22 protein-coding genes are annotated in these 21,045 nt (G+C 59.1%); 14 read left to right on the top strand and 8 right to left on the bottom strand.

Features of this window, described 5'->3' with window-relative positions:
- A partial coding sequence (locus H1Y01_RS11190; protein ID WP_180540605.1) for a glycosyltransferase family 4 protein occupies positions 1-837 on the top strand: 837 nt, incomplete at its 5' end.
- Positions 838-885: 48 nt separating this feature from the next.
- Here the strand turns inward: H1Y01_RS11190 and H1Y01_RS11185 are convergent.
- The gene (locus tag H1Y01_RS11185; protein WP_219341461.1) at positions 886-1,170 is read right to left on the bottom strand and encodes a hypothetical protein; all 285 of its coding nucleotides are present in this window, start codon (positions 1,168-1,170) and stop codon (positions 886-888) included.
- 216 nt (positions 1,171-1,386) lie between these two features.
- On the opposite strand from H1Y01_RS11185, the gene H1Y01_RS11180 reads away from it, so the two are divergent.
- Both H1Y01_RS11180 and H1Y01_RS11175 read left to right on the top strand, forming a co-directional pair.
- Positions 1,387-1,677 (top strand): hypothetical protein, encoded by a 291-nt coding sequence (locus tag H1Y01_RS11180; RefSeq protein ID WP_180540603.1) that lies wholly within the window; start codon positions 1,387-1,389, stop codon positions 1,675-1,677.
- A gap of 59 nt (positions 1,678-1,736) precedes the next feature.
- Positions 1,737-3,182, top strand: coding sequence for a methylmalonyl-CoA mutase family protein (locus tag H1Y01_RS11175; RefSeq protein ID WP_180540606.1), 1,446 nt, complete (start codon positions 1,737-1,739; stop codon positions 3,180-3,182).
- Here H1Y01_RS11175 and H1Y01_RS11170 read toward each other — a convergent pair.
- The 3 genes from H1Y01_RS11170 to H1Y01_RS11160 form a co-directional block, all read right to left on the bottom strand.
- Positions 3,179-3,622 (bottom strand): helix-turn-helix domain-containing protein, encoded by a 444-nt coding sequence (locus H1Y01_RS11170; protein ID WP_180540602.1) that lies wholly within the window; start codon positions 3,620-3,622, stop codon positions 3,179-3,181. The genes H1Y01_RS11175 and H1Y01_RS11170 overlap by 4 nt on opposite strands.
- A 492-nt stretch (positions 3,623-4,114) precedes the next feature.
- A complete protein-coding gene (locus H1Y01_RS11165) occupies positions 4,115-4,648 on the bottom strand; it encodes a hypothetical protein (RefSeq protein WP_180540601.1) in 534 nt (177 codons plus the stop codon).
- A complete protein-coding gene (locus tag H1Y01_RS11160; RefSeq protein ID WP_180540600.1) occupies positions 4,645-5,226 on the bottom strand; it encodes an RNA polymerase sigma factor in 582 nt (193 codons plus the stop codon). Before H1Y01_RS11160 ends, H1Y01_RS11165 begins: the two co-directional genes overlap by 4 nt.
- Positions 5,227-5,307: 81 nt before the next feature.
- Between H1Y01_RS11160 and msrB the strand changes: the two genes are divergently transcribed.
- Together msrB and H1Y01_RS11150 are read left to right on the top strand one after the other, a co-directional pair.
- Positions 5,308-5,835, top strand: a complete 528-nt coding sequence (gene msrB, locus H1Y01_RS11155) for a peptide-methionine (R)-S-oxide reductase MsrB (RefSeq protein WP_180540599.1) — start codon at positions 5,308-5,310, stop codon at positions 5,833-5,835.
- 112 nt (positions 5,836-5,947) lie between these two features.
- Entirely contained in the window at positions 5,948-6,526 is a 579-nt protein-coding gene (locus tag H1Y01_RS11150) for a putative adhesin (RefSeq protein WP_180540598.1), read from the top strand.
- Positions 6,527-6,534: 8 nt separating this feature from the next.
- On the opposite strand, the gene H1Y01_RS11145 is transcribed toward H1Y01_RS11150, so the two are convergent.
- Positions 6,535-7,248, bottom strand: coding sequence for an energy transducer TonB (locus H1Y01_RS11145; protein ID WP_180540597.1), 714 nt, complete (start codon positions 7,246-7,248; stop codon positions 6,535-6,537).
- A 516-nt stretch (positions 7,249-7,764) separates the two neighbouring features.
- Here H1Y01_RS11145 and H1Y01_RS11140 point away from each other — a divergent pair.
- The 5 genes from H1Y01_RS11140 (at position 7,765) to H1Y01_RS11120 (ending at position 15,477) form a co-directional block, all read left to right on the top strand.
- Complete coding sequence (locus tag H1Y01_RS11140) at positions 7,765-9,255, top strand: GNAT family N-acetyltransferase (protein ID WP_180540596.1); 1,491 nt, start codon at positions 7,765-7,767, stop codon at positions 9,253-9,255.
- A 371-nt stretch (positions 9,256-9,626) separates the two neighbouring features.
- The gene (locus H1Y01_RS11135) at positions 9,627-11,960 is read left to right on the top strand and encodes a 3-hydroxyacyl-CoA dehydrogenase/enoyl-CoA hydratase family protein (protein WP_180540595.1); all 2,334 of its coding nucleotides are present in this window, start codon (positions 9,627-9,629) and stop codon (positions 11,958-11,960) included.
- 27 nt (positions 11,961-11,987) lie between these two features.
- Complete coding sequence (locus H1Y01_RS11130; RefSeq protein ID WP_180540594.1) at positions 11,988-13,166, top strand: acetyl-CoA C-acyltransferase; 1,179 nt, start codon at positions 11,988-11,990, stop codon at positions 13,164-13,166.
- 13 nt (positions 13,167-13,179) lie between these two features.
- The gene (locus H1Y01_RS11125) at positions 13,180-14,988 is read left to right on the top strand and encodes an acyl-CoA dehydrogenase family protein (protein ID WP_180540593.1); all 1,809 of its coding nucleotides are present in this window, start codon (positions 13,180-13,182) and stop codon (positions 14,986-14,988) included.
- Positions 14,989-15,006: 18 nt separating this feature from the next.
- Positions 15,007-15,477, top strand: a complete 471-nt coding sequence (locus H1Y01_RS11120) for an AAA family ATPase (protein WP_180540592.1) — start codon at positions 15,007-15,009, stop codon at positions 15,475-15,477.
- Positions 15,478-15,542: 65 nt separating this feature from the next.
- On the opposite strand, the gene H1Y01_RS20045 is transcribed toward H1Y01_RS11120, so the two are convergent.
- On the bottom strand, positions 15,543-16,118 hold the full coding sequence (locus H1Y01_RS20045; RefSeq protein WP_180540591.1) for a carotenoid biosynthesis protein: 576 nt from the start codon (positions 16,116-16,118) through the stop codon (positions 15,543-15,545).
- Positions 16,119-16,124: 6 nt separating this feature from the next.
- Here H1Y01_RS20045 and H1Y01_RS11110 point away from each other — a divergent pair, with 6 nt between their 5' ends.
- Positions 16,125-16,607, top strand: a complete 483-nt coding sequence (locus tag H1Y01_RS11110; protein ID WP_180540590.1) for a TetR/AcrR family transcriptional regulator — start codon at positions 16,125-16,127, stop codon at positions 16,605-16,607.
- Here the strand turns inward: H1Y01_RS11110 and H1Y01_RS11105 are convergent.
- Complete coding sequence (locus tag H1Y01_RS11105) at positions 16,548-18,041, bottom strand: DNA-3-methyladenine glycosylase 2 family protein (protein WP_180540589.1); 1,494 nt, start codon at positions 18,039-18,041, stop codon at positions 16,548-16,550. The genes H1Y01_RS11110 and H1Y01_RS11105 overlap by 60 nt on opposite strands.
- A 184-nt stretch (positions 18,042-18,225) precedes the next feature.
- On the opposite strand from H1Y01_RS11105, the gene H1Y01_RS11100 reads away from it, so the two are divergent.
- Entirely contained in the window at positions 18,226-18,654 is a 429-nt protein-coding gene (locus H1Y01_RS11100; RefSeq protein ID WP_180540588.1) for a hypothetical protein, read from the top strand.
- 193 nt (positions 18,655-18,847) lie between these two features.
- Here H1Y01_RS11100 and H1Y01_RS11095 read toward each other — a convergent pair whose 3' ends face one another.
- A complete protein-coding gene (locus H1Y01_RS11095; RefSeq protein ID WP_180540587.1) occupies positions 18,848-19,897 on the bottom strand; it encodes an aldose 1-epimerase in 1,050 nt (349 codons plus the stop codon).
- A gap of 500 nt (positions 19,898-20,397) precedes the next feature.
- Between H1Y01_RS11095 and H1Y01_RS11090 the strand changes: the two genes are divergently transcribed.
- Complete coding sequence (locus H1Y01_RS11090) at positions 20,398-20,757, top strand: ArsR/SmtB family transcription factor (RefSeq protein ID WP_180540586.1); 360 nt, start codon at positions 20,398-20,400, stop codon at positions 20,755-20,757.
- Positions 20,735-21,045 (top strand): SRPBCC domain-containing protein (locus H1Y01_RS11085; protein WP_180540585.1); only part of this gene is annotated, 311 nt, incomplete at its 3' end. The genes H1Y01_RS11090 and H1Y01_RS11085, both read left to right, overlap by 23 nt.

The following is a 21,045-nucleotide window of genomic DNA, read 5'->3' as shown; positions in this document are numbered from 1 at the left end:
TTGTTCGATCGGGCGGCATGGCGGCCCCGCCGGCTCTTTCATGGATTCAATCAGCGCCTGCCGGAAACCCCGTTCGCGCGGCAAGTGGTTACGTTCCATGATCTGTTCGTAATGACTGCGGAGTACAGTACACCCGAGTTTCGCGCGCGGTTCGCCGCGCAGGCGCAACATGCCGCCAGGACAGCCGACCGGATCATCGCGGTATCGCAGTTCACGGCGGATCAGGTTGCCGGACTGTTGCCGGTTCCGCGCGCACGGATCACGGTAATCCCGCATGGAATCCGCGCGCTGCCGCCCGTTGAAGCGACGCGGGAGAAGATTGTTCTGCACGTCGGCGCGATTCAGAAGCGAAAGAACCTGGTGCGCCTGGTCCACGCGTTTGCCGCGCTGCCGAAGGACTGGCGCCTGGTGCTGGCGGGGTCGTCGGGATATGGATCCGAAGAGGTGCTCGACGCGGTCAACGGGTCTTCGTGTAAAGACCGGATTCAAATGACCGGCTATGTGACTTCTACAGAACTCGCGCGCTGGTATGCACGCGCCTCGGTATTCGCGTTTCCATCGCTGGACGAGGGCTTCGGCATGCCTGTGCTGGAAGCGATGTCGGCCGGAGTTCCTGTTCTGGCGGCTGATGGATCGGCGGTGCGCGAAGTTGCCGCGGATGCGGCTCTGCTGGTGGATCCCTTATCAGTCGATGAAATGGCGGAGGGCTTGAAGCAGTTAGCGGCTGGCGAACAGTTACGGGAAGGGATGATTACCGCAGGCCATAGGAGAGCGGCAGAGTTCTCCTGGGATCGAGCTTGCGCCGCAACCTTGGGGGTGTATGAGACGCTTTTCTAACTATGTAGTGAGCCGCGACGGTCACCAGAGCGGTTTCTACCAAGGCTGCTACTGTTCAACCGAGATCTTGAGCGCTTTGAGGAAGCGTTCGTCTTGACTTGTGAACTTGATCTTGCCGGCCGAGACTCTTCTCTCATTATCCGGGTCCGCGGAAACAGACGAATCGGAGTCGTCACGACGGTTAAATCCGATGGTCGCTTCCAGAACCAGAAACACGTCGAAGCCGGTTTTGCGAATCTCACCGATGGCTTCGGCTATACGATCCGACTCGGAAAGCGAGTCGTTAATCGCATTTCCCAGGTCGTGCATCAACTGTTTCAAGCTGTCTTCCACGTAGTGCCCCTTTCCGCGTTTGGGCTGCCTCGGTTTTTCAGATGCACTCGAACCTCCAGGAGTTCCAAATCTCCGCCGAAGCCCGTAATCTATTTCCCCGATTGTATCGTCAACTCGCCCGGGTTAAGCCGCGCCTTCCAATTTTTCAATCGGCAAAGTTCCAGAAAACCGTATATCTACTCGGGCCTATGCAGTTCCAATTGGTACGATGATGGCGTGGCTAGACGCGACCTGATTCGCGAGTCGGTGAAGAACTCGATTCTGTTTACCCGCCATGTGGTCCCCGCCACCGTGCGGCCGGCGCGCACCCTGTGGAACGAGGTGATTGGGTTTGTTTTCTTTGTATTCGCCGCCGGTTTTGGCTTTTCCGCAGTGCGCGCCGCGATGGACCTGCACGGCGACCCGGCGGACCTGATCAAGCTCGTGTTTGGATCGATTGTCTGCCTCGTAATGACGTTTTACGGATTCCTGTCTTTCCGTAAAGCGCGCCGCATTTCACGCTCGTGAGCTCGCATCCCTTCGAGCGGCCCGGGGTGTTTCCTTTTACCCGTGGTGTGTACCCCGACATGTACCGGGGCAAGCTTTGGACCATGCGGCAATATGCGGGATTCGGAACCGCGGAGGAGAGCAACCGCCGGTATCGTTATCTGCTCGAGCAAGGCACCATGGGCTTGTCGGTTGCCTTCGATCTGCCGACGCAGATGGGAATGGACGCCGATCATCCGCTGGCCGCCGGCGAGGTCGGCCGTGTTGGCGTAGCGATTTCGTCGCTCGCCGATATGGAAACGCTCTTCCGCGGCATCCCTCTTGACCGCGTGTCGACATCGATGACCATCAATTCGACCGCGGCGATTCTTCTGGCCTTGTATGTACTGACGGCCCGGCGTCAGGGCGTCGATTCGCGCAAGCTTTCCGGCACGATCCAGAACGACATCCTGAAGGAATACATCGCACGCGGCACGTATATCTATCCACCGCGCCCGGCGATGCGCATCATCACCGATCTGTTCGCTTGGGCGGCCGCGGAAGTTCCGGAGTGGAATACGATTTCGGTCAGCGGCTATCACATCCGCGAGGCGGGATCGAGCGCGGTTCAGGAAGTTGCGTTCACGCTGGCCAACGCGATCGCCTACATTGAAGCGGCGCTGGCAGCCGGACTTCAGATCGACGACTTCGCGCCGCGCCTTTCGTTCTTCTTCAACAGCCATAACGATTTCCTGGAGGAGATCGCCAAATTTCGCGCGGCGCGGCGGCTCTACGCGCACCTGATGCGCGACCGCTTCGGCGCCCAGAATCCGCGCTCCATGATGCTTCGGTTTCACGCGCAAACGGCGGGCTCGACACTGACCGCGCAGCAGCCGGATGTGAATGTCGTTCGAACCTCGCTGCAAGCCATGGCCGCGGTGCTTGGCGGCGCGCAGTCACTGCATACCAACGCGCGCGATGAAGCGTTGTCTTTGCCGACGGAAGAATCTGCGCGGCTCGCTTTGCGTACGCAGCAGATTATCGGGTACGAAACCGGCGTCGCCAATACGGCCGATCCGCTGGGCGGTAGCGAGACGATCGAACGCCTGACGTCGGAGATCGAACGCGATGCGACCGCCTATCTGAAAGAGATCGACGCGCTTGGCGGGACGTTGAAAGCGATCGAATCCGGCTGGATTCAGAACGAGATTCAGAACGCGGCTTATGAATACCAGCGCGAGATCGAATCCGGCCAGCGCGTGGTTGTCGGCGTGAACAAGTTCCGCGAGAAAGAAGAGAAGCCGATTCCGACCTTCCGGCTCGATCCTGAACTCGAACGCGCGCAGATCGAGAGCGTCGGTAGGGTCAAGGCGACGCGCGATCATGCCGCGGCATCTTCAGCACTGGCTCGCCTGGGTCAGGCGGCGAGCGATGGCTCCAACCTGATGCCGCACATCCTCAGCGCGGCCGAAAACTACGCCACGGTCGGCGAAATTTCCGACGAGCTGAGGGCTGTGTTCGGCGAGTATCGCGAGACCGGCTATTAAGCTGCCGGGAGTGCTTCGCCTTGAACGCGCGGCTGTGGCTGTGAGCCCTGGTGGTTCGACATCTGGAAGATGTAGTGGAACTTCGGCTTCCGCAGGCCGAGCGCATGCATCAGGCGGCCCACGTGGTCCTGGTCGTACTTGATGCCGAAGCGCTTCTCGATGGCATCCGCCAGTCTCGCCGTGGTCCAGCGATCGTCGGGGAAGCCGAACGATCGAGCGCCTTCGGCGTGGATCGCGGTAATCTCCCGTTTCTGATCGATGGTCAAACGGCTCGGACGCCCGGTGGCGCGGCGCCGGCGCAGCGCTTCGACGCCTTTACCTTGGAGGGCGCGCTGCCATCGCGACGTGGTGGTCCGGCTGACGCCGAACTTGCGCGCGACCCGTGATTGTGACGATCCGTTAGCCAGCTCGTTTGCAGCCTGAAGCCGGCGGTATTCCATTTCCTCGCGTGAGAGAGAGACGTTTTCGATCTCCATCCTGTGACGCGCGGTTAATTGATGGCCAGAGCATCTTCAGAATAGCAAAACAACGCGGGAAGAAGGAAATGTTTTTTGCGGCTAATTTACTGGCGATTCCCGGCATAAATCGAGTTACGGAAATGGAGCGGGAGGCTCGGGTTGACGGAGCATCCCGGTATCTGTGTGTTGGAAGCCTACGAGGGCGTAAGGGCTGGAGGCACACAACCAGCCGCGGAAGTCTTGGAAGCGCTACGCGTCAAGCTTTCCGGACTAACAGCCCATCGCTGAAACACCCTCGAAAATGACCCCCAACATACACGGCTGACAGCGGAGGACCCTCCCTTTCGGTCGGGCTCGGAGCGGGGCCGTACGGTCCCCTTGCGACGGGTCATGCCGAACTCAGTAGACTCGACGAGTTACAGAGCCGCGCCCGTAAGGAAGCGGACCGCCACCGGCTGCCAGTCCCGCCTGCCGCTACTGATAATTCGGAGTCTCTACCGCGAGCTGCGCGCTGAGCATGTCCACCACTTTCGCGCTGCACTTGCGGCACACGATCGTACACATCTGCTTCGAGCAGGGAAACTGCACCGTCCGCATCGGCTCCACTCGCCCGTCGGACGGGAGCGTCACCTTCGACGCGGAAATGAACAGCGAAATCGCCTCGCTCCGATCCTCCGGCGTAAACACAAGATGGCGCACCGGCTCGCCCCCGATCACGGTCGTGCGTGCCTGCGAAATCTCATACACCGGCGCGTTCTCGATCGAAGCCGTAGCCGGTACGACGAAACCCTGCCCCGTGGCCGAAGTGGGCCGGTTCGCATGGACGTGATAAATCGCAAAACACGCGCATGCCGCCAGCGCCAACGCCGGAATCGCCCACAAGCGCCACTTCGGACGAACCGCCGCGGGCCGAGAACGCGACGCTTCGATGCGCCCCCACAAGTCTTCCGGCGCCCGCACGGGCTTTAATTCGCGCGTCAACAGGTCTTTCACGTCTTGTTCGTTCATACTGCCATCCCTTTGAACTTTTCCAACTTCCGGGCCAACAGCCGGTGCGCTCGGCTCAGCCGCGACGCCACCGTGCCGGGCGAAAGCGAAAGAGTCTCGCCGATTTCCTCATAAGAAAGCCCCTCGACATAGCGCAGCAGAATCGGTGCGCGGAGCGCGGGCGACAGCTTACCGATCGCCTGCTGGACGGCGCCTTCGGTTTCGCGCCTCACCAGCCGGTCGTCGCCGCTGTTCGACCGGCCCACATGCGCCGGCGGCTCCTGGTTCAGCCACGGAAGCCACTTCTTGCGGCGGCGCTGGTCGTCGATGCAGGCGTTCGCCACGATGCGATACAGCCACGTCTCAAAGCGCGCGTCGCCGCGGAACTCCGCAATGCGGTCATACAGCTTCACGAAGACATCCTGGGTCAAGTCGGCCGCGCGCGATTCGTCGCCCAAGAAGCGCAGCGCAAATGAATACACGCGGTCCTTGTACGTTTCGAAAAGCAGCCGGAACGCTTCCGCTTCGCCGCGCCGGCAGCCTTCGAGCATCTCGAAATCCGCCGGAACTAGGGTGGCTGTCGCGATCGGAAACGCCATCTACGAACTATGACGCACGCCCCGGTCGAAAGCTTCCAAGTTTTCGGAACTACAATTGTGGTTGGAGAATCCAAAGACATCATGGTAAACAGACGAACGTTCTGCGCGGCGTTTTGTGGCGTCGCGGGCGCCGCCATCGCGCGCGCCAGTGTCTCCGCCGGCCAGGTCACGATCGTGCGCTTTAGCGATTCCGGTAAGAAGGAAGGTGCCGTAAAGGTGGACAAAGTTGTCCTCAGCGACGAGGAATGGAAGAAGAAGCTCTCGCCCGAGGAGTTCGAGGTGGCTCGCAAAGCCGGCACCGAGCAGGCCTTCACCGGACGCTATTGGAACAATCACGAGAAGGGCATCTACCGCTGCGTGTGTTGCGCCAACGCATTGTTCAGCTCCGACACCAAGTTCGAATCCGGCACCGGATGGCCGAGTTTCTGGGCTCCGCTCGACCGCAAGAATGTCCAACAAAACACCGATCGCAGTCTCGGGATGGTGCGCACCGAAGTCAAGTGTACGCAGTGCGATGCGCATCTGGGGCACTTGTTCGACGACGGTCCGCCGCCCACCGGCTTGCGCTACTGCATGAATTCGGTGTCCATGAAGTTCATCAAAGCGTAAACGCGAAGTTCGTCAAAGCGCACGCGAAATCATCCGGCGGCAAAATGCCTGTTCAACCGGCGAAACGGGTGTAGAATTACCTGAAGTTTCTGTAAAAAAGGATTCTCGATCTATGCCTGAGGACGAAGTTGGCAAGTTCATCCGTCATTTCAACTACGGAAGCGCGCACACCGGCGCGTATGTTGTCTGCCACGGCTCGTATGAAAATTTCGGGTTCACCAGTGCGCCTTCCCCGGCGATGGTGCACTTCTATGTCTTTCACGCTGACCCGCTGTATACAGTCGAAATTCATCAAATCCTGCATTACCGCGATCGGATTCGGTTCCCCGACGGCGAGGTCGGTAGGGATCTTCCGAAGAAGCAGGCGACCTCGATTCTGGGTAAAGGCTCAATGTGCTGGAATTACTGGCTATCCGCCTGGAATGAGAATCAGACGGCGATATTCGTCAAAGAATGGGGGTCAGCCAGGGGCAACGAAAATACGGACCTTATCATGCTGCCGGCGGGTGTTGGCGGCTGGATTAGCGACGCGCCCAACGCGTACCTGAACGATCTCTTTGAGGCATTGAAAGGCTCTGCGTACGAAAAGCTGTTCTTTTGTTGCTGTCGCAGTGTTAAGGGCAGCCAGATTCGTCAAGAACCGCCCAGCACGAAGCCCCTCTATAAGAAAGCCACGCCTTACTGGTCATAAGAACTTCATCAAAGCAGCCGGAAGTTCACCTCAATCGTCGCCGCTACGGGAACGGCGCGCCCGTCTTTGGTGCCCGGCTTAAAGAACCAGCGCGAGACGGCTTCGAGTGCTTTCTCATCCAGCCCGAACCCGATCCCGCGAACGACCCGCAGCTGGCGCGGCACGCCATCGACGCCGATCACGGCGTAGACCAGCACGCCCCCGTTGATCCGCGCGCGCCGTGCGCTGTCCGAATACTCGGGCTCGGGTTTGCGGATCGGCACCGGAGCGACGATGCCCTTACCCGAAAAGACCCCGCTGCCGCGATCGCCCTCTCCGTCGCCGTAAGACCCCCCGGCTCCGTTTCCGCCGAGTCCGACGAGCCCGCCCGAACCGCCCGCCGGATTATCCACTCCATCCGGCAGTCCGATCGCGCCTGACTGCGGCGCAAGCTGGGGCGGCGGGTCGATGGAGGCGGCGATCATGAGTTTCGGGATCGAGTCGACGCGCGTGGTCGGCGGAACGAAGACCCGCTGCGGCTGCGGCCGGACGCCTTTGGGAACAGCTCTCGGCCCAATGGCGCTGCCTCCGCCCGACGGTCCGCGTTCGAACCGCGGCGCGATCAGGTGTACCGGCGTTGTATCCGGGGGCGGCGTTCTTGGCGAAGGCAGGCTCCAGAGAATCAACAGCACGATCGCGAGGATGTGGAGGGCGAGCGAAGTTGCCTGTGGTTTGGGGGCCATATGCACTGAGGATGCACGCCGCTCGCCTGCGCCCAAGTAGTTTGCTATCAATCCGAGAGGCGCGCCAATCCGGCTTTCCAGGGATACGGGTGTGCGGAGGGCGCAATGTTCTGCCGTCGAGAGCGTTCCTGGAAAGCGAAGCGGCGCCTGGGTTTTCACGACTGGGTTTTTCACGACACGCGAACGCCTGTTTCCGTTGTTAGAATTTCAATCACAGAACGGCGCGCTCAACTTTCGCCCGCAAGCCCTTGATTGCGCGCACCAACCTGAGGCGCATCCCGAATCGCCCGCAAAAGTGCCCGTACAATGGGACCGAAGCCGTTGAGGGCTAAACAACAGGACATCGACCAACCTCGAAACGCGCGACCGCCGGAGCCCGAATCTGGCTTCGTTCCGAACAAATTCGGAGCCGTAGGGCCCCGCAACGTAGCTGTGCACAACTCAAATCGACTGAAAAGTGCACAATTCTGCCTAATTTCGTGAGCCGGTGTTTCATTTTGGAACGAAAGTGGCTCCGTGTCGGTCAAGACATTCGGCGCCGCATCGACAATTGCTTGGTGGCCGTCGAGAGCGCGTCTGCCGCGCTACCCAACGGTTCCTGCCGTCCGAATCGGGCGGCTCGCCGTGAACCAGAGGTTTCAAGGGCGCGGCCTCGGTGCGGCACTTTTAGCCGATGCCGCCCTTAGAGCCCTCAAGGCGGAAGCCGCGGCTTTTACGCTCCTGGTAGATGCCAAAGACGATCGCGGAGTTGCCTTCTATCAGCGCTTCGGATTGTGTCCGCTTGCCAGCCGGCCCCGTACGTTGTTTCTTCCGCCAGCCGTCGCGCGCAAGGTTTTGCCAGGTTCATCGATCGTGTTATATCGTGGGCATCATCCCATGAAGCTTCGAATCGCACTTACCGCTGCCTTGGTGAGCAGCCTCGCTCTCCTGACGAACGCCGTTGCCTCCGCGCAAAACCCACAGCGCTGGACCGAGCAGCGCGCCAATAACTGGTACGCGCAGCAGCCGTGGCTCGTCGGCGCGAACTTCATCCCCTCGGACGCCATCAACCAGCTGGAGATGTTTCAGGCCGCCACGTTCAATCCCGCTCTCAACGACAAAGAACTCGGCATGGGCGAAAGCATCGGCATGAATACCATGCGGGTGTTTCTTCAGGACCAGCTCTGGCATCAGGACTCTCAAGGATTCACGAAACGCCTCGACACGTTCCTGTCCATCGCGGCCCGGCATCATATCAAGCCCTTACTGGTCTTGTTTGACTCTTGTTGGGAAACGAATCCGCACTTAGGTCCGCAGCACCCGCCCATCCCCGGCGTCCATAACTCGGGATGGGTGCAGAGTCCGGGCAAGGAGCGCCTCCTGAATCGCGCTGACGAGCCGGAACTGGAAGCTTATGTGAAGGGAGTTATCGGCGCTTTCGCGAATGACGACCGGATCCTCGGATGGGATATCTGGAACGAACCCGATAACAAAGGCGGCGACGTCGAAGCTGACTTACCCGCGAAGGTCCAGCGCGTCGACGAGCTACTGCCGAAGGCATTTGCCTGGGCGCGCTCGGTACATCCCTCGCAGCCCCTAACCAGCGGCGTTTGGACTGGAAACTGGACCGACCCGGCTAAGGAAAGCCAGACGACTAAGATCCAGCTCGCCGAATCCGATGTTATCTCCTTCCATCAGTACGGCTGGCCGGAAGAGTTTGAGGCGGCCATCCGATCCCTGCAGCCCTACCACCGGCCAATCATCTGCACCGAATATATGGCGCGCGGGGCGGGCAGTACCTTCGACACGAACCTGCCGATCGCCCGGAAGTATAACGTTGCGGCGATTAACTGGGGCCTGGTTGCGGGTAAGACACAGACTTACTACCCCTGGGACTCCTGGCAGCGCCCGTACACGATTTCGCAACCGACGATCTGGTTCCACGAAGTGTTCCGCCAGGACGATACACCCTATCGTCAGCATGAGGTCGACTTAATCCGCCAACTTACCGGCCGAGGAACCCCCTAATACCGATTGGTAGCTTCAGTACTTTACAGAGTTCGGCATGACCCGTCGGTTCACAACCAAAGATGAAAACGGAGCCGTACAGCCTCACTCCGAGCCCGACCGAAAGGGAGGGTCCGCCGCTGACAGCCGCGGTGACCCTGTTGGGGGTCATTTTCGAAGGAGCCGGAACGTCCAGCGATCTTCCGTGTGTGTGGCAGCCGGTCAGTGGGGGAAGCTCAATGACAACATCGAACTGCCGCATGGGTTCAAGCCGGCAGCTCACGCGCCCGACTTGGCATCGGTCTGGCGCGAGCGCGGCGGCTTTTCATTGGATTGCGGGGCTAGCCTCGTAAGCTAAACTCAAATCGAGAACCAATCCACAACTCTTCCGCATGAAAACGATTCGCCGCGTCGCCGTCCTCGGAGCTGGCACGATGGGGGCGCGCATTGCTGCGCACTTTGCCAACGCCGGTATTCCCGCTTACCTTTTTGACATTGTTCTTCCCGGTAAACCGGACCGCAACGCTGCCGCGCAAAACGGGTTGCAAACCGCGCTGAAAGCAAAGCCCGCCGCGTTTTTCAAAGACTCTCTCGCCGGCCTGGTTACGCCGGGAAACTTCGACGACGATCTCCCGAAGATCAAGGATTGCGATTGGGTTATCGAAGCCGTTACCGAAGACCTCGGCATCAAGCGCTCGCTCTGGTCGCGCGTCGAAGCCGTGCGTAAACCGGGCACTATCGTCAGCACGAACACCAGCGGCATCCCGCTCCATTCCATTGCCGAAAGTTTCAGCGATGAGATGCGGCAGCATTTCTGCGGTACGCACTTCTTTAATCCGCCGCGTTATCTGCATCTTCTCGAGCTGATTCCGGGCCCGGGGACGCAACCGGAGATCCTCTCCTATCTGCGCGAGTTCGGCGACCGCCGGCTCGGCAAGGGCGTGGTCGATTGTAAGGACACGCCCAACTTCATCGGGAATCGTATTGGCAGTTTCGTCGGCGGCACAGTCCAGAAACTGACGGTCGAGGACGACTACACGATCGAGGAAGTCGACGCGCTTACCGGTACTCTCATCGGACTGCCGCGATCGGGAAGTTATCGCCTACTCGACATCGTGGGTCTCGATATCTGGGCGCATGTGTCGCGCAACTTATACGAAGGCGTCCCGAACGACCCGTGGCGCGACCGCTTCCTGATGCAGCCATTCCTGCAAACCCTGATTGAGCGTAAGTGGATCGGCGATAAGACCGGGCAGGGACTCTATAAGAAGGTTGATACCGACGGCAAGCGCGAGTTCTGGGCAATCGATTGGAAGACCGGAGAGTACCGTCCGCCCTCGAAGCCGAGGTTCCCGAGTATCGAAGGCGCAAAGATGCAGGAGGATCTCAAGGCTCGCCTGCAGCTATTAGTCGCTCTGCCGGACCGCGCGGGGTCGTTCTTGTGGAAGATGTTCCGCGACACCATGATTTACTCAGCGGCCATGATCCCGGAGATTTCGGATCGCGTTGTGGAGATCGATCGCGCGATGCGGTGGGGCTACGCCAATACCCTCGGACCTTTCGAGTTATGGGACGCGCTCGGCTTCGTACCGACAGCGAAGCGCATTGAAAACGAAGGTATCGAACTACCGCCGCTGGTTCAGAAGATGCTTTCCTCCGGCGCCGGGTCTTTCTACAAGGCCGCGGATGAGAATGGACAACCGCGTAACTGCTATTTCGACTTAATGGGCGGCGGCTTTCGAGTCCTGGAGGATCGCCCCGGCATCACATCTATTGCGGATACCAGGCGCGCCCGCGGCGTCGTGAAGAAGAACGCCGGTGCGTCGCTAGTCGATATCGGGGACGGCGTCCTGCTCTGCGAGTTTCATTCCAAGATGAACGCGCTGGGTGACGACATCATCTCGATGATCCAGCAGGGAATCGCCGAGACCGAGAAGAATTTTGTGGCGATGGTGATCGGCAATCAGGGCGAGAATTTCTCGGTGGGCGCTAACCTGATGCTGGTCTTGTTGGCCGCGCAGGAAGGCGAATGGGATGAGTTGAACCTTGCGATTTCGCGCTTTCAGAAGGGCAGCATGGCAATCAAGTATGCGCCCAAGCCCGTTGTTGTCGCGCCGTTCGGATATACGTTCGGCGGCGGCTGCGAAGTGGCGTTGCATGGCGCGCGAGTGCAGGCCTCTGCGGAGGCGTACATGGGACTCGTCGAGGTTGGCGTTGGCGTGATTCCGGCGGGCGGCGGTTGTAAAGAGCTAATCGCGCGGGGCATTGAACCGCGTAAGGCTTTCGAGATGGTTGGAATGGCGAAGGTATCGACCAGTGCGGCCGAAGCGCGCGAGATGGGCTTGCTTCGCGATGGCGACCAGATTTCGATGAATCCCGAGCGGTTGATCGGCGATGCCAAGACGTTGGCGTTATCGCTCGCTCCGACTTATGCTCCCGGCGCGCCGCGGACCGACATCAAAGTCGGCGGCGACGATACGTATGCGCTGCTCAAGACCGGTCTCTATATGATGCGGCAGGGCGACTATATCTCGGACTACGACGCGGTGGTCGGCGATAAACTGGCGTACGTACTAAGCGGCGGCAAAGCTAGCGGCGAAACGCTGGTGTCGGAACAATATCTATTGGATTTGGAGAGGGAAGCTTTCCTGAGCCTGTGCGGCCGCCGTGAAACCCAGCAACGCATTTCGCACATGCTGAAAACGGGCAAGCCCCTGCGTAACTAAGTAAGTGAGTCAGTCAGGATCAAAACAATGGAAGAAGCAGTTATCATCGATTGTCTCCGGACGCCGGTAGGTAAGGCGCCGAAAGGCTCTCTCAAACACGTTCGCCCGGACGATCTGGCGGCGACCGTAATCCAAGCTCTACTGGAGAAGTACCCGCAGATACCGAAAGACGAAATCGAGGATCTGATCCTTGGTTGCGCCATGCCGGAAGCGGAAGCCGGCAATAATATCGCGCGCAATGTCGCGCTCCGCGCGGGGCTGCCGGACTCCGTCACCGGCGTGACCATCAATCGCTACTGCTCGTCGGGTCTGCAATCGATCGCCATGGCGGCCGATCGTATCCGTTCCGGCGGCGCGCATATCATGCTGGCCGGCGGTACGGAATCGATGAGTCTGATTCCGATGGGCGGAAACAAGCTATCGCCGAATCCGTGGTTTGTCGAACACCGTCCGGAGGTCTACTTGAACATGGGCCTCACCGCCGAACGGCTGCAGTCACGCTATGGTGTTTCGCGTGAAGCCTCGGATGAGTTCGCGTACCAGAGTCATCAGAAGGCGCTCGCGGCGCAGGCCAGCGGGAATTTCGAAGATGAATTGGTTCCGGTGACCTATGAGACGACGACGATGAACGGCACTAAGCCGCAGACAAGGTCGAGCACACTAGCCAAAGATGAAGGACCGCGTGCGGATACTTCGGTCGAAGCTTTGGCGAAACTGAAAGCTGTGTTCAAGCAGAATGGCACGGTTACGGCCGGTAACTCCTCGCAAACCAGCGATGGCGCGGCGGTTGCGCTCGTATTATCTGCGAAGCGCGCGAAGGAGTTAGGGTTGAAACCGAAAGCTCGGTTTGTTAGTTTCGCCACGGGCGGCGTTCCACCCGAAGTAATGGGGATTGGTCCTGTGGTAGCGATTCCGAAAGCTTTGGCGCTGGCCGGGCTGAAGCTCGATGACATTGATGTAATTGAGTTGAACGAAGCTTTCGCGGTCCAATCGCTTTCCGTGATTCAGGAAGCGGGGCTTGATCCGAAGAAAGTCAATCCGAACGGCGGAGCGATCGCGCTCGGTCATCCCCTCGGCTGCACGGGAGCGAAACTGACGGCGACCATCCTTCGCGAGATGGAGCGCCGTAAGAGTAAGTATGGATTAGTTACCATGTGTGTCGGCGGCGGTCAGGGCGCCGCGGGTATTTTGGAAAATCTGAATTAGGCAGGCAATCGAAATGGCTACAGCAACACTAAACAGCACTTATCCGAAAACGGTCGGCGGCTCATTCCTCATCGAAGAGCGCAGCGCGGCTGAAGTATTCACGCCGGAAGATCTAACCTCCGAGCATCACTCGATCGCCCGCACGGCGCAGGATTTCTTCCGGCGCGAAGTGGAACCGAATGTGGAGGAGATTCAGCATGGCAATCACGATCTGGCCGTAGCGGCTCTGAAGAAATCGGGTGAGCTTGGCCTGCTGGCGATTAATACTCCCGAGAAGTTCGGCGGGATGGAACTCGATCTGGCGAGTGCGATGGTGGTGGCGGAGGCGATCGCCGGCGATGGTTCGTATGCCGCGTGGCACGGCGCCCACGAAGGGATTGGCACGCACCCGCTGCTATTATTCGGCACCGAAGCGCAGAAGCAGAAGTATCTGACTAAGTTATCCACCGGCGAGTTCGTCGCGGCTTATTGCCTGACCGAACCACAGGCCGGTTCCGACGCGCTCGCTTCCAAAACGACGGCGAAGTTGAGCGAAGACGGCACGCAGTATATTCTCAATGGCCAGAAGATGTGGATCACGAATGGCGCCAAGGCTGACTTATATACCGTCTTCGCGAAGATCATCGATCCCGATGGTAAGGAGAATTTCTCGGCGTTCCTGGTCGAAGCGACTTTCCCGGGAGTTTCTCACGGCCACGAAGAAAAGAAGATGGGGATCAAGGGTTCATCCACTTGCGCGATCTATCTGGACAACGTTCCGGTTCCGGCCGGGAACTTACTCGGCGAAAAGGGCCGCGGGCACATCATCGCCTTTAACATCTTGAATGTTGGCCGCTTAAAGCTGGGTCCTTTCGCGGTTGGCGGCGCGAAGAAGGTTCTGGCGATCAGCGCGAAGTACGCCAAGGAGCGGCGCGCGTTCGGTACAACGATCAGTGAGTTCGGAGTTATCCAGCACAAGCTCGCCGAAATGGCGATCAAGATCTATGCGACGGATTCGATGGTGTACCGTACTGTCGGGGCTATCGAAGCGCTGCTCGATGACTTCTCCTGGGAGCAGCCCGACGCCGCACGGCGCGAGATGAAAGCCATCGAAGAGTTCGCCGCCGAGTGTTCCATCGTCAAGGTCTACGCGTCCGAGATGCTCGATTATGTGGTTGACGAAGGCGTCCAGATCCACGGCGGCAACGGGTACAGCGCCGAGTATGCGGTCGAGCGCGCGTATCGCGATTCGCGCATCAACCGGATCTTCGAAGGTACGAACGAAATCAATCGCCTGCTGACCACCGGCATGTTACTGAAGCGCGCCATGAAGGGTCAGCTTGGATTGGTCAAGGCGGCTCAGGCGGTGATGGAAGAGATCCTCAGCGGACCGTCTTTCTCGGATTCCGATGACGCCGAAAAGCCCTGGGCCGAGGAGAAGAAGTTAGTCGCGAACGCCAAGAAGATCGCGCTCCTGCTGATGGGCTTATCCTTCCAGAAGTACATGACCGAGCTTGAGAAGGAGCAGGAGATTCTCTATGCGCTGGCGGACGTCATCAATGACGTGTATGCGATGGAATCCACTTTGCTGCGGACCGAGAAGCTGAGAGCGAAGCCCGGATCGGCTGCATACGATATGTGTGCCGTGCTGCTTCGCGAATCGATGGCCCATATCGATGTGACGGCTCGAGAGGTTATCGCGGCCGCTTCCGATGGCGATTCGCTCAAGACGAATATGGCCGTCCTGCGCCGCTTCAATAAGTACGAACCGGTGGATGCGATAGCTGCGCGCCGCCGCATCGCGCGCCGTATTCTCGAGAACGAGCGCTACACGCTTCAATAGCTCCCAGCAGTAACTCACGTGCCGCAACAGCGGATCGTCGTCTTAGTCGGATTGCCGGGCTCCGGTAAGTCAACGTGGCTTGCGGAGCGCGGAATTGTACCGATCTCGACAGACACGATCCGCGGTATTCTGGCTGACGATCCGACGAACCAGGAGATCCACGCGCGCGTCTTCCTCACGGCGCGCTACCTACTCCGGCAGCGGCTGGCGATTGGTCGTCCGGTAACTTACATGGACGCCACTCATCTGACGCGAGCGGAACGGAAACCGTACCTGCGCATCGCTGAATGGTATGGCTGCGAAATCGAGGCTCTATTCTTCGATACTCCGCTGGAAGAATGTCTCCGCCGCAATGCCGCGCGCCAACGAATCGTTCCCGCGCAGGCAATTGAGGCGATGGCGTTGAAGCTTCAAATTCCCGAATTAGGCGAAGGATTCGATCGGGTTAGTACCATCCGTGCTGACTGTAGTTGTTGTCCTTGTGTTTAGGCGATTGCGTGGCATTGCGTCGGCCATGCGATCCGCTGCGATAGTACTTCGTAATATGACCGCTCTTACGACGCGTTTGCGCATTTGCGTGACCGAGCGAACCGAGCGCCATCAAGGCTAGACCGAGTAGGAAGAGAGATCTCATGGATCGAGGGTGCGTGATTTACGGATGAAATCTCACGGTTTCGTCCGTCCTGAGCCATGCGGACAAGGCGAAAGCGCCCATGGTGAAGATAGAAACCAGTGCTGTGGCCGCTGTGATGCTCGCCACTTGCCATTGGGCGCCGGTCGCGTCGGAGACTACCGTCTGTCCCGCGTGGGGCAGCGGAAACTGCGTAGAACGCGATGGCTTCCCGCCAGTAACCTATTGGCTGCGCGTTGATCGTACTCGATCCTCGCCCCAGAAACAGCGCGAACAGCTGATAAATCAACCAGACCGTAAGAAACCAACCCGTGAAGTTCGAAAGCGGCACGCCAAAGTACGGACCGCCATCGAGCCACTTCCAGGCATGCACAACGGTTGCCCAGACAGGCTCCATGGATAAATCCCAAGACACCATCACAAAGCTCGCCACGAAAGGAATTGCCGATCTGCGCCCGCCCGCGATCACAACTGCGAGAGTCCATGAGAGATAGCCCATCCCCACATGGCCGAGGAAGCCGGTCTCGCGGTAGGTAGCTTTTACCAGCACTTCCGCTCAAAAAGGCAGCTGGTGATCGCTCTCATGGATGAACTGTTAGACAAGCTAAGCGGACTCGGTCTTCAGCCTCAAACCGCACCCGACCCGCGCACGATGCTGCACACGCTTCTATCTAGTGCGTTCGCTCACGATCTTCACTATCTCGGAGCTTACCGGGCCTGGCAGGAAGCGGTACTCTCCGATACGGAGCTAGCGCAAAAGCAGCGAGAAATCCAACAGTGGACCACGGCGCGACTTACTAAGTTGTTCGATCTGCTACAAAGGATGCCGGGCGCACGAACCGAAGTCGATATCAGAACCCTCGCGCGAGTCATGGACCAATTCTTCTGGAGCCTTCTAGCCCAAGCCGCACTTATGCGGAAACCGGAGCTAAACCGCTGGCTGGATACCGCTACTCACCTGATCTATCACGCGCTGTTTACTGACTGAACTCGGCCCCATGCTCCACAAGTACATGGCGGCGTAAGCCCGCCACGGACGCCAAACCTCCGCGCGGCGTTCGAGCTCTCGCGCGCTACGCATTCGCATCGCGCGCATCAGACCGATATCGGTGGACGGGAAGGCATCCGGCTCGCCGAGGGCCCTCATCGCGACATAGTTAGCTGTCCAAGCCCCAATACCCGGGATCTCGCATAAGCAATTTCGGAAAGCTTCAAAGTCGACGATGCCGTCGAAGCGCACCTGCCCGCAGGCTGCCGCACGCGCAAACTTCCGGATCGTCTCCGCCCGCGCGCTTGGCAGACCGATCGTTTCTAATTTGGCCTCGACAAGAACGTCGGGGGGTGGAAAGAGATGAGTTAGACTACCCAATCCGCAGATACGCTGCCCAAACTTATCCACGAGTCTCCCGGCCAAAGTCGTTGCTCCGCGAACGGTAATCTGTTGTCCAAGAATCGCCCGCACAGCAAGCTCGAAACCGTTCCAGCAGCCTGGAACTCGCAGTCCCGGATTCGACTCAATACGTCCGGCTAACTCAGCGTCTGCATTCAGGGTGCGCAGCATAGCTCCCCAATCCGCATTCAGGTCGAACATGGCGCGGATGCGCTCAATGATAAAGAACAAAGCGCGCGGGTTACCGAACTGTACTCGTACATTCAGTGCATCATGGTCGTCATCGTGCGAAACTTCCATAAAACCGTAGGAACCTTCCCAGGCGATCGAACGCCGGTACATACCAAGTTCCACGGCCTCAACCCCGGGCGTAGCGCGCGCTTCCAGGAAGTCCAGCATACCTTTCCAGTTATAGGGCGGACGGAACTGGAGGCGGAACACATATTGGTTCTCCGGTTCCAACGTCTTCTGCCGGGCCAGATGCCGGATTTGAGTGGGCGTCCGATGAAACGCCTGTAAGATACCCGCGTTAAACCGCCTCACACAGCCGAAACCGGAGGCAACAGCAATCTGGTTCATCGGCAGACTTGTTTCATCGATCAGCTTCTTTGCGAAGTGTAGCCGCCGTGTTTGCGCCACAGCAATCGGCGTAGCCCCGAGATGCTGCAGAAACAGCCGGCGAAGATGCCGCGACCCTACTCCCAAACGATCCGCGAGCCCTTCGACTCCGCCGTCCTCCAACCCGCTCTCGCTGATTAGACGCAGAGCGCGCGACACCGTGTTTGAAGTACCAAGCCAAGCTGGAGTTCCGGGAGAACACTCCGGTCGACAACGCAGGCAAGGGCGATAGCCTGCCTCCGCGGCTGCTGCCGCCGTCGCGAAATAGCGGCAGTTCTCCTCTTTCGCTGTCGGCGCCGGACAAATCGAGCGGCAGTAGACTCGGCTTCCCCGCACGCCGATAAAGAACTTGCCGTCGAATCGCGGATCCCGCGACAGTCGAGCCCGGGAGCACACTTGCAGATCGAGCTTCATTCACCTCGCGACATATGATAGCCCCGCGGCAGCCGGCCTGTTGGACGTTTTCGGACCACGCTACCCCACGAGTGCCCGACAGACACGTCCGCAAACGTCCAACATTGTCCCGTGGAACGAAATATCTTGATGGCACAGACGAACCGGCGCTCCGGTTCTTGCTTCAAGCCAATCAGGAGAACTTATGAAACACTCGCTTTCACTTTCGACCGCCATGGCTCTATTCCCCTTGTCGCTAAGTTCCGTTCGGCTCACCGCCCAGGACAAAACGACTACTTATCAAGTAATGAGCCTCGGTACACCCGGGGGAACCTCAAGCATCGCCAACACGATCAACAACCGCGATGGGGCCATGGGCTCCGCTAACCTGGCGGACAACCCCGGCTTCCACGCCACAGTATGGACCAACGGCTTCAAGATTGACCTCGGCACACTCGGCGGAACCAACAGCGTCGTCGCCTGGCCGGTCAAGAACAACAGGGGAATCATCGCCGGAGTATCGGAACTCTCGACACAAGACCCATTGGGCGAAAGCTTCTCCTGCCTGGCATTTTTCCCGGCAGACGGCCCCGACACGCCCGCGTTCCCGGCTATCCCGATACCCAGTCACTAGGACGCTATGAGCGAACAAGACCGGCGTATCTTACAGACAGTCCGAATTCTTAAGTCATGGGCGGGCACGGACCACGCCACACGGCGCATCTTACACGAGCTGTGTAGCCTGGGCTATCTGGAGAGGATTCCCAAACGTCCCGAACGGCCGCCGTCTTACCGGCTGACCGTTCGGGGACGGGCGGCGACAGACCTCAGAACCCGGACGGGCGGATCTGAAACGTCTCTTCCCAAGTCGCGCCCGGCGGAATACTTTGCAGGCCGTTCCACTTTCCGTCATGCGCCAGATTATAACCATCCGTCAATGAAGCCATAGGCTCAAAACAGATGAAACTCTTGCCCGGTGGCGCGTACGCCACAGCCACCGGGAACTTGGGCCCATAGCGCACGGTAATCTGCTGGTTTTTCCCGTGTACCCAGAAATCGACGTTACCCGTGCTGTCTTTGACTAAGTCCGTAAAACCATCGTCGAGCTGATGTCCGGCCAGCGGATAAGGATCGGGTAAGTCCATCGGCTTCATCTCGCCCGTCGGGATCAGCTTATCATTCAGCACTAGATGCTGGTGTGCGGCTAAGTGCGCCGTCCATTGGTCGCGCGGCGAGTCGTCTAACTGGAAGTAAGGATGGAATCCCAGAGCCACGGGCATCGGCGACATACCCGCATTCTGGATATTCGTGGTCACGTCGAGAATGCCATCATGCAGCCGGTAAGTCACCCGCAGAGTATGCGGGAACGGAAATTGCGCCATCAGGTCCGGATACTTCCAGAAATCAAGTTGGCTGGTGACGTGAGCGCTATGCGCATCGGCCTTGATATCGCTCGCGTGCCATAGGTCGGAATACGCGAGCAGGCCGTGGATCGGCAGTTGGTTCGGATCGTACCTCAGGTTACCCAGATCGGGGTTCAGCAAGTACTTCTTGCCATTCGCCCAGTAAGCCATCCCGTCGACCCGGTTCGCCCAGGGCCACAGAAACGGCACCCCGCCGAAATCCGGTTTCGCCTTCCAGTCGGTGAGCGAGCGGGCGGGCAGGTACAGAATCTCGTGCCCGTTGACCTTCATCGAGTAGGCATTGTTGCCGAATGAAGGTACGATGAGCACCTCTGTATGGTGCGCGGTGTCGGTGAGCCGGACGATATCGATCCCGTCCTGCTGGGAAGTCTGGGCCTGGTAGTTGGCGGCAAAAGTCATAGTTGGTAGGAACGCGCTGGCAATCAAGATTGCGCGTAGCGGCGCTAGTGGCATGGGCTTATTCTATATGTTCCAAGACGTCACCATGTTCCGGACACGATTTGTCGCGAATTTTCAAGGCGGCTACGGTCCCGGTCGACCAACGTTTCAATCGCAGTGTCCAAGGCGGTGACCGCTTTGAAGATGGCGAGCCACTCATCGTTATTATTCAACGTCGGGTATCATCGTTCGCACCAAGCACCTATTCAATAGTTTCCGAGGTTTATCAAGTGAAGGTTGCCGATCCTTACTCAAATAAGGCCTCGTCGCAGAAATCTGTGGGTCACCGATACGCTCCAATGGGCGTCGGAAGCTCGGCGCGCGCAGCCCGCGAACCCGATGTGGGATAGCGCGGCTTCAGCCTTTCCTGTTCGTAGCCAGTGGCCTTTCGAACTGGTTTGCCCTCTCCGGAAAACGCTACGCCGTTGATCGTGAGTGTAGGTGGATCCCCGGGCAACGCAGCGGGCGCTCAGCTTCCCATTGCACGCCGTCACCCATGCTGTATACTGAACCGTATGGTTCAGTATGGCCAAGCCCGCTTCGATGCCTCGTTCGGCGCGCTCTCGGACGCCACCCGCCGCGGCGTTCTGGAGCAACTCGGGCGTGCGGACGCTTCGATCACAGCCCTTGCCGAGAGGTTCCACATGACCCTCACGGGCATGAAGAAACATGTAGGCGTCTTAGAGCAGGCGGGGCTCGTCAGCACAGAGAAGGTCGGGCGCGTGCGGACCTGCAAGCTCGGGCTGCGCGGACTGGAAGAAGAGGCGGCATGGATCGAGAGGTATCGCCAGCTCTGGGCCGCCCGCTTCGAAGAGTTGGACATTGTTGTCGAGGAATTAAAACAGAAAGCAAATGGACGTAAGAAGAGAAAGTGAGGCCGCCCCCACGAAGAACGGCACGGGGGTGGAGCGGAAGTCCGAGCGCGAACTCGTCGTCACGCGCACCGTCAACGCGCCTGCGCGCCTCGTGTTCGAGGCGTGGACCCAGGCAGAACTATTCAGGAGGTGGTGGGTACCAAAATCGTATGGACAGACCCTCCTTTCCTGCGAAATGGATGTTCGCGTTGGGGGGCAGTATCGTTTGGTGTTTCGCCACGAAGATTCGACGATGGAGTTTTTCGGCACGTACCTCGAAGTGACACCGCACGCGCGCCTCGTTTGGAC

The sequence above is a fragment of the Nevskia soli genome (assembly GCF_903970205.1).
Taxonomy (GTDB): domain Bacteria; phylum Acidobacteriota; class Terriglobia; order Bryobacterales; family Bryobacteraceae; genus Bog-113.
The sequence above is the reverse complement of the archived record's forward strand: the minus strand, read 5'-3'. Positions and strand labels throughout refer to the sequence as shown.

Excerpts from the sequence above, each read along its gene's own strand:
- H1Y01_RS11175 (WP_180540606.1), top strand. The coding sequence starts at position 1,737 with ATGTACCGGGGCAAGCTTTGGACCATGCGGCAATATGCGGGATTCGGA.
- H1Y01_RS11170 (WP_180540602.1), bottom strand. The coding sequence starts at position 3,622 with ATGGAATACCGCCGGCTTCAGGCTGCAAACGAGCTGGCTAACGGATCG.
- H1Y01_RS11165 (WP_180540601.1), bottom strand. The coding sequence starts at position 4,648 with ATGAACGAACAAGACGTGAAAGACCTGTTGACGCGCGAATTAAAGCCC.
- H1Y01_RS11160 (WP_180540600.1), bottom strand. The coding sequence starts at position 5,226 with ATGGCGTTTCCGATCGCGACAGCCACCCTAGTTCCGGCGGATTTCGAG.
- msrB (WP_180540599.1), top strand. The coding sequence starts at position 5,308 with ATGGTAAACAGACGAACGTTCTGCGCGGCGTTTTGTGGCGTCGCGGGC.
- H1Y01_RS11150 (WP_180540598.1), top strand. The coding sequence starts at position 5,948 with ATGCCTGAGGACGAAGTTGGCAAGTTCATCCGTCATTTCAACTACGGA.
- H1Y01_RS11145 (WP_180540597.1), bottom strand. The coding sequence starts at position 7,248 with ATGGCCCCCAAACCACAGGCAACTTCGCTCGCCCTCCACATCCTCGCG.
- H1Y01_RS11135 (WP_180540595.1), top strand. The coding sequence starts at position 9,627 with ATGAAAACGATTCGCCGCGTCGCCGTCCTCGGAGCTGGCACGATGGGG.
- H1Y01_RS11130 (WP_180540594.1), top strand. The coding sequence starts at position 11,988 with ATGGAAGAAGCAGTTATCATCGATTGTCTCCGGACGCCGGTAGGTAAG.
- H1Y01_RS11125 (WP_180540593.1), top strand. The coding sequence starts at position 13,180 with ATGGCTACAGCAACACTAAACAGCACTTATCCGAAAACGGTCGGCGGC.
- H1Y01_RS20045 (WP_180540591.1), bottom strand. The coding sequence starts at position 16,118 with ATGGGCTATCTCTCATGGACTCTCGCAGTTGTGATCGCGGGCGGGCGC.
- H1Y01_RS11110 (WP_180540590.1), top strand. The coding sequence starts at position 16,125 with ATGGCCGAGGAAGCCGGTCTCGCGGTAGGTAGCTTTTACCAGCACTTC.
- H1Y01_RS11105 (WP_180540589.1), bottom strand. The coding sequence starts at position 18,041 with ATGAAGCTCGATCTGCAAGTGTGCTCCCGGGCTCGACTGTCGCGGGAT.
- H1Y01_RS11100 (WP_180540588.1), top strand. The coding sequence starts at position 18,226 with ATGAAACACTCGCTTTCACTTTCGACCGCCATGGCTCTATTCCCCTTG.
- H1Y01_RS11095 (WP_180540587.1), bottom strand. The coding sequence starts at position 19,897 with ATGCCACTAGCGCCGCTACGCGCAATCTTGATTGCCAGCGCGTTCCTA.
- H1Y01_RS11090 (WP_180540586.1), top strand. The coding sequence starts at position 20,398 with ATGGTTCAGTATGGCCAAGCCCGCTTCGATGCCTCGTTCGGCGCGCTC.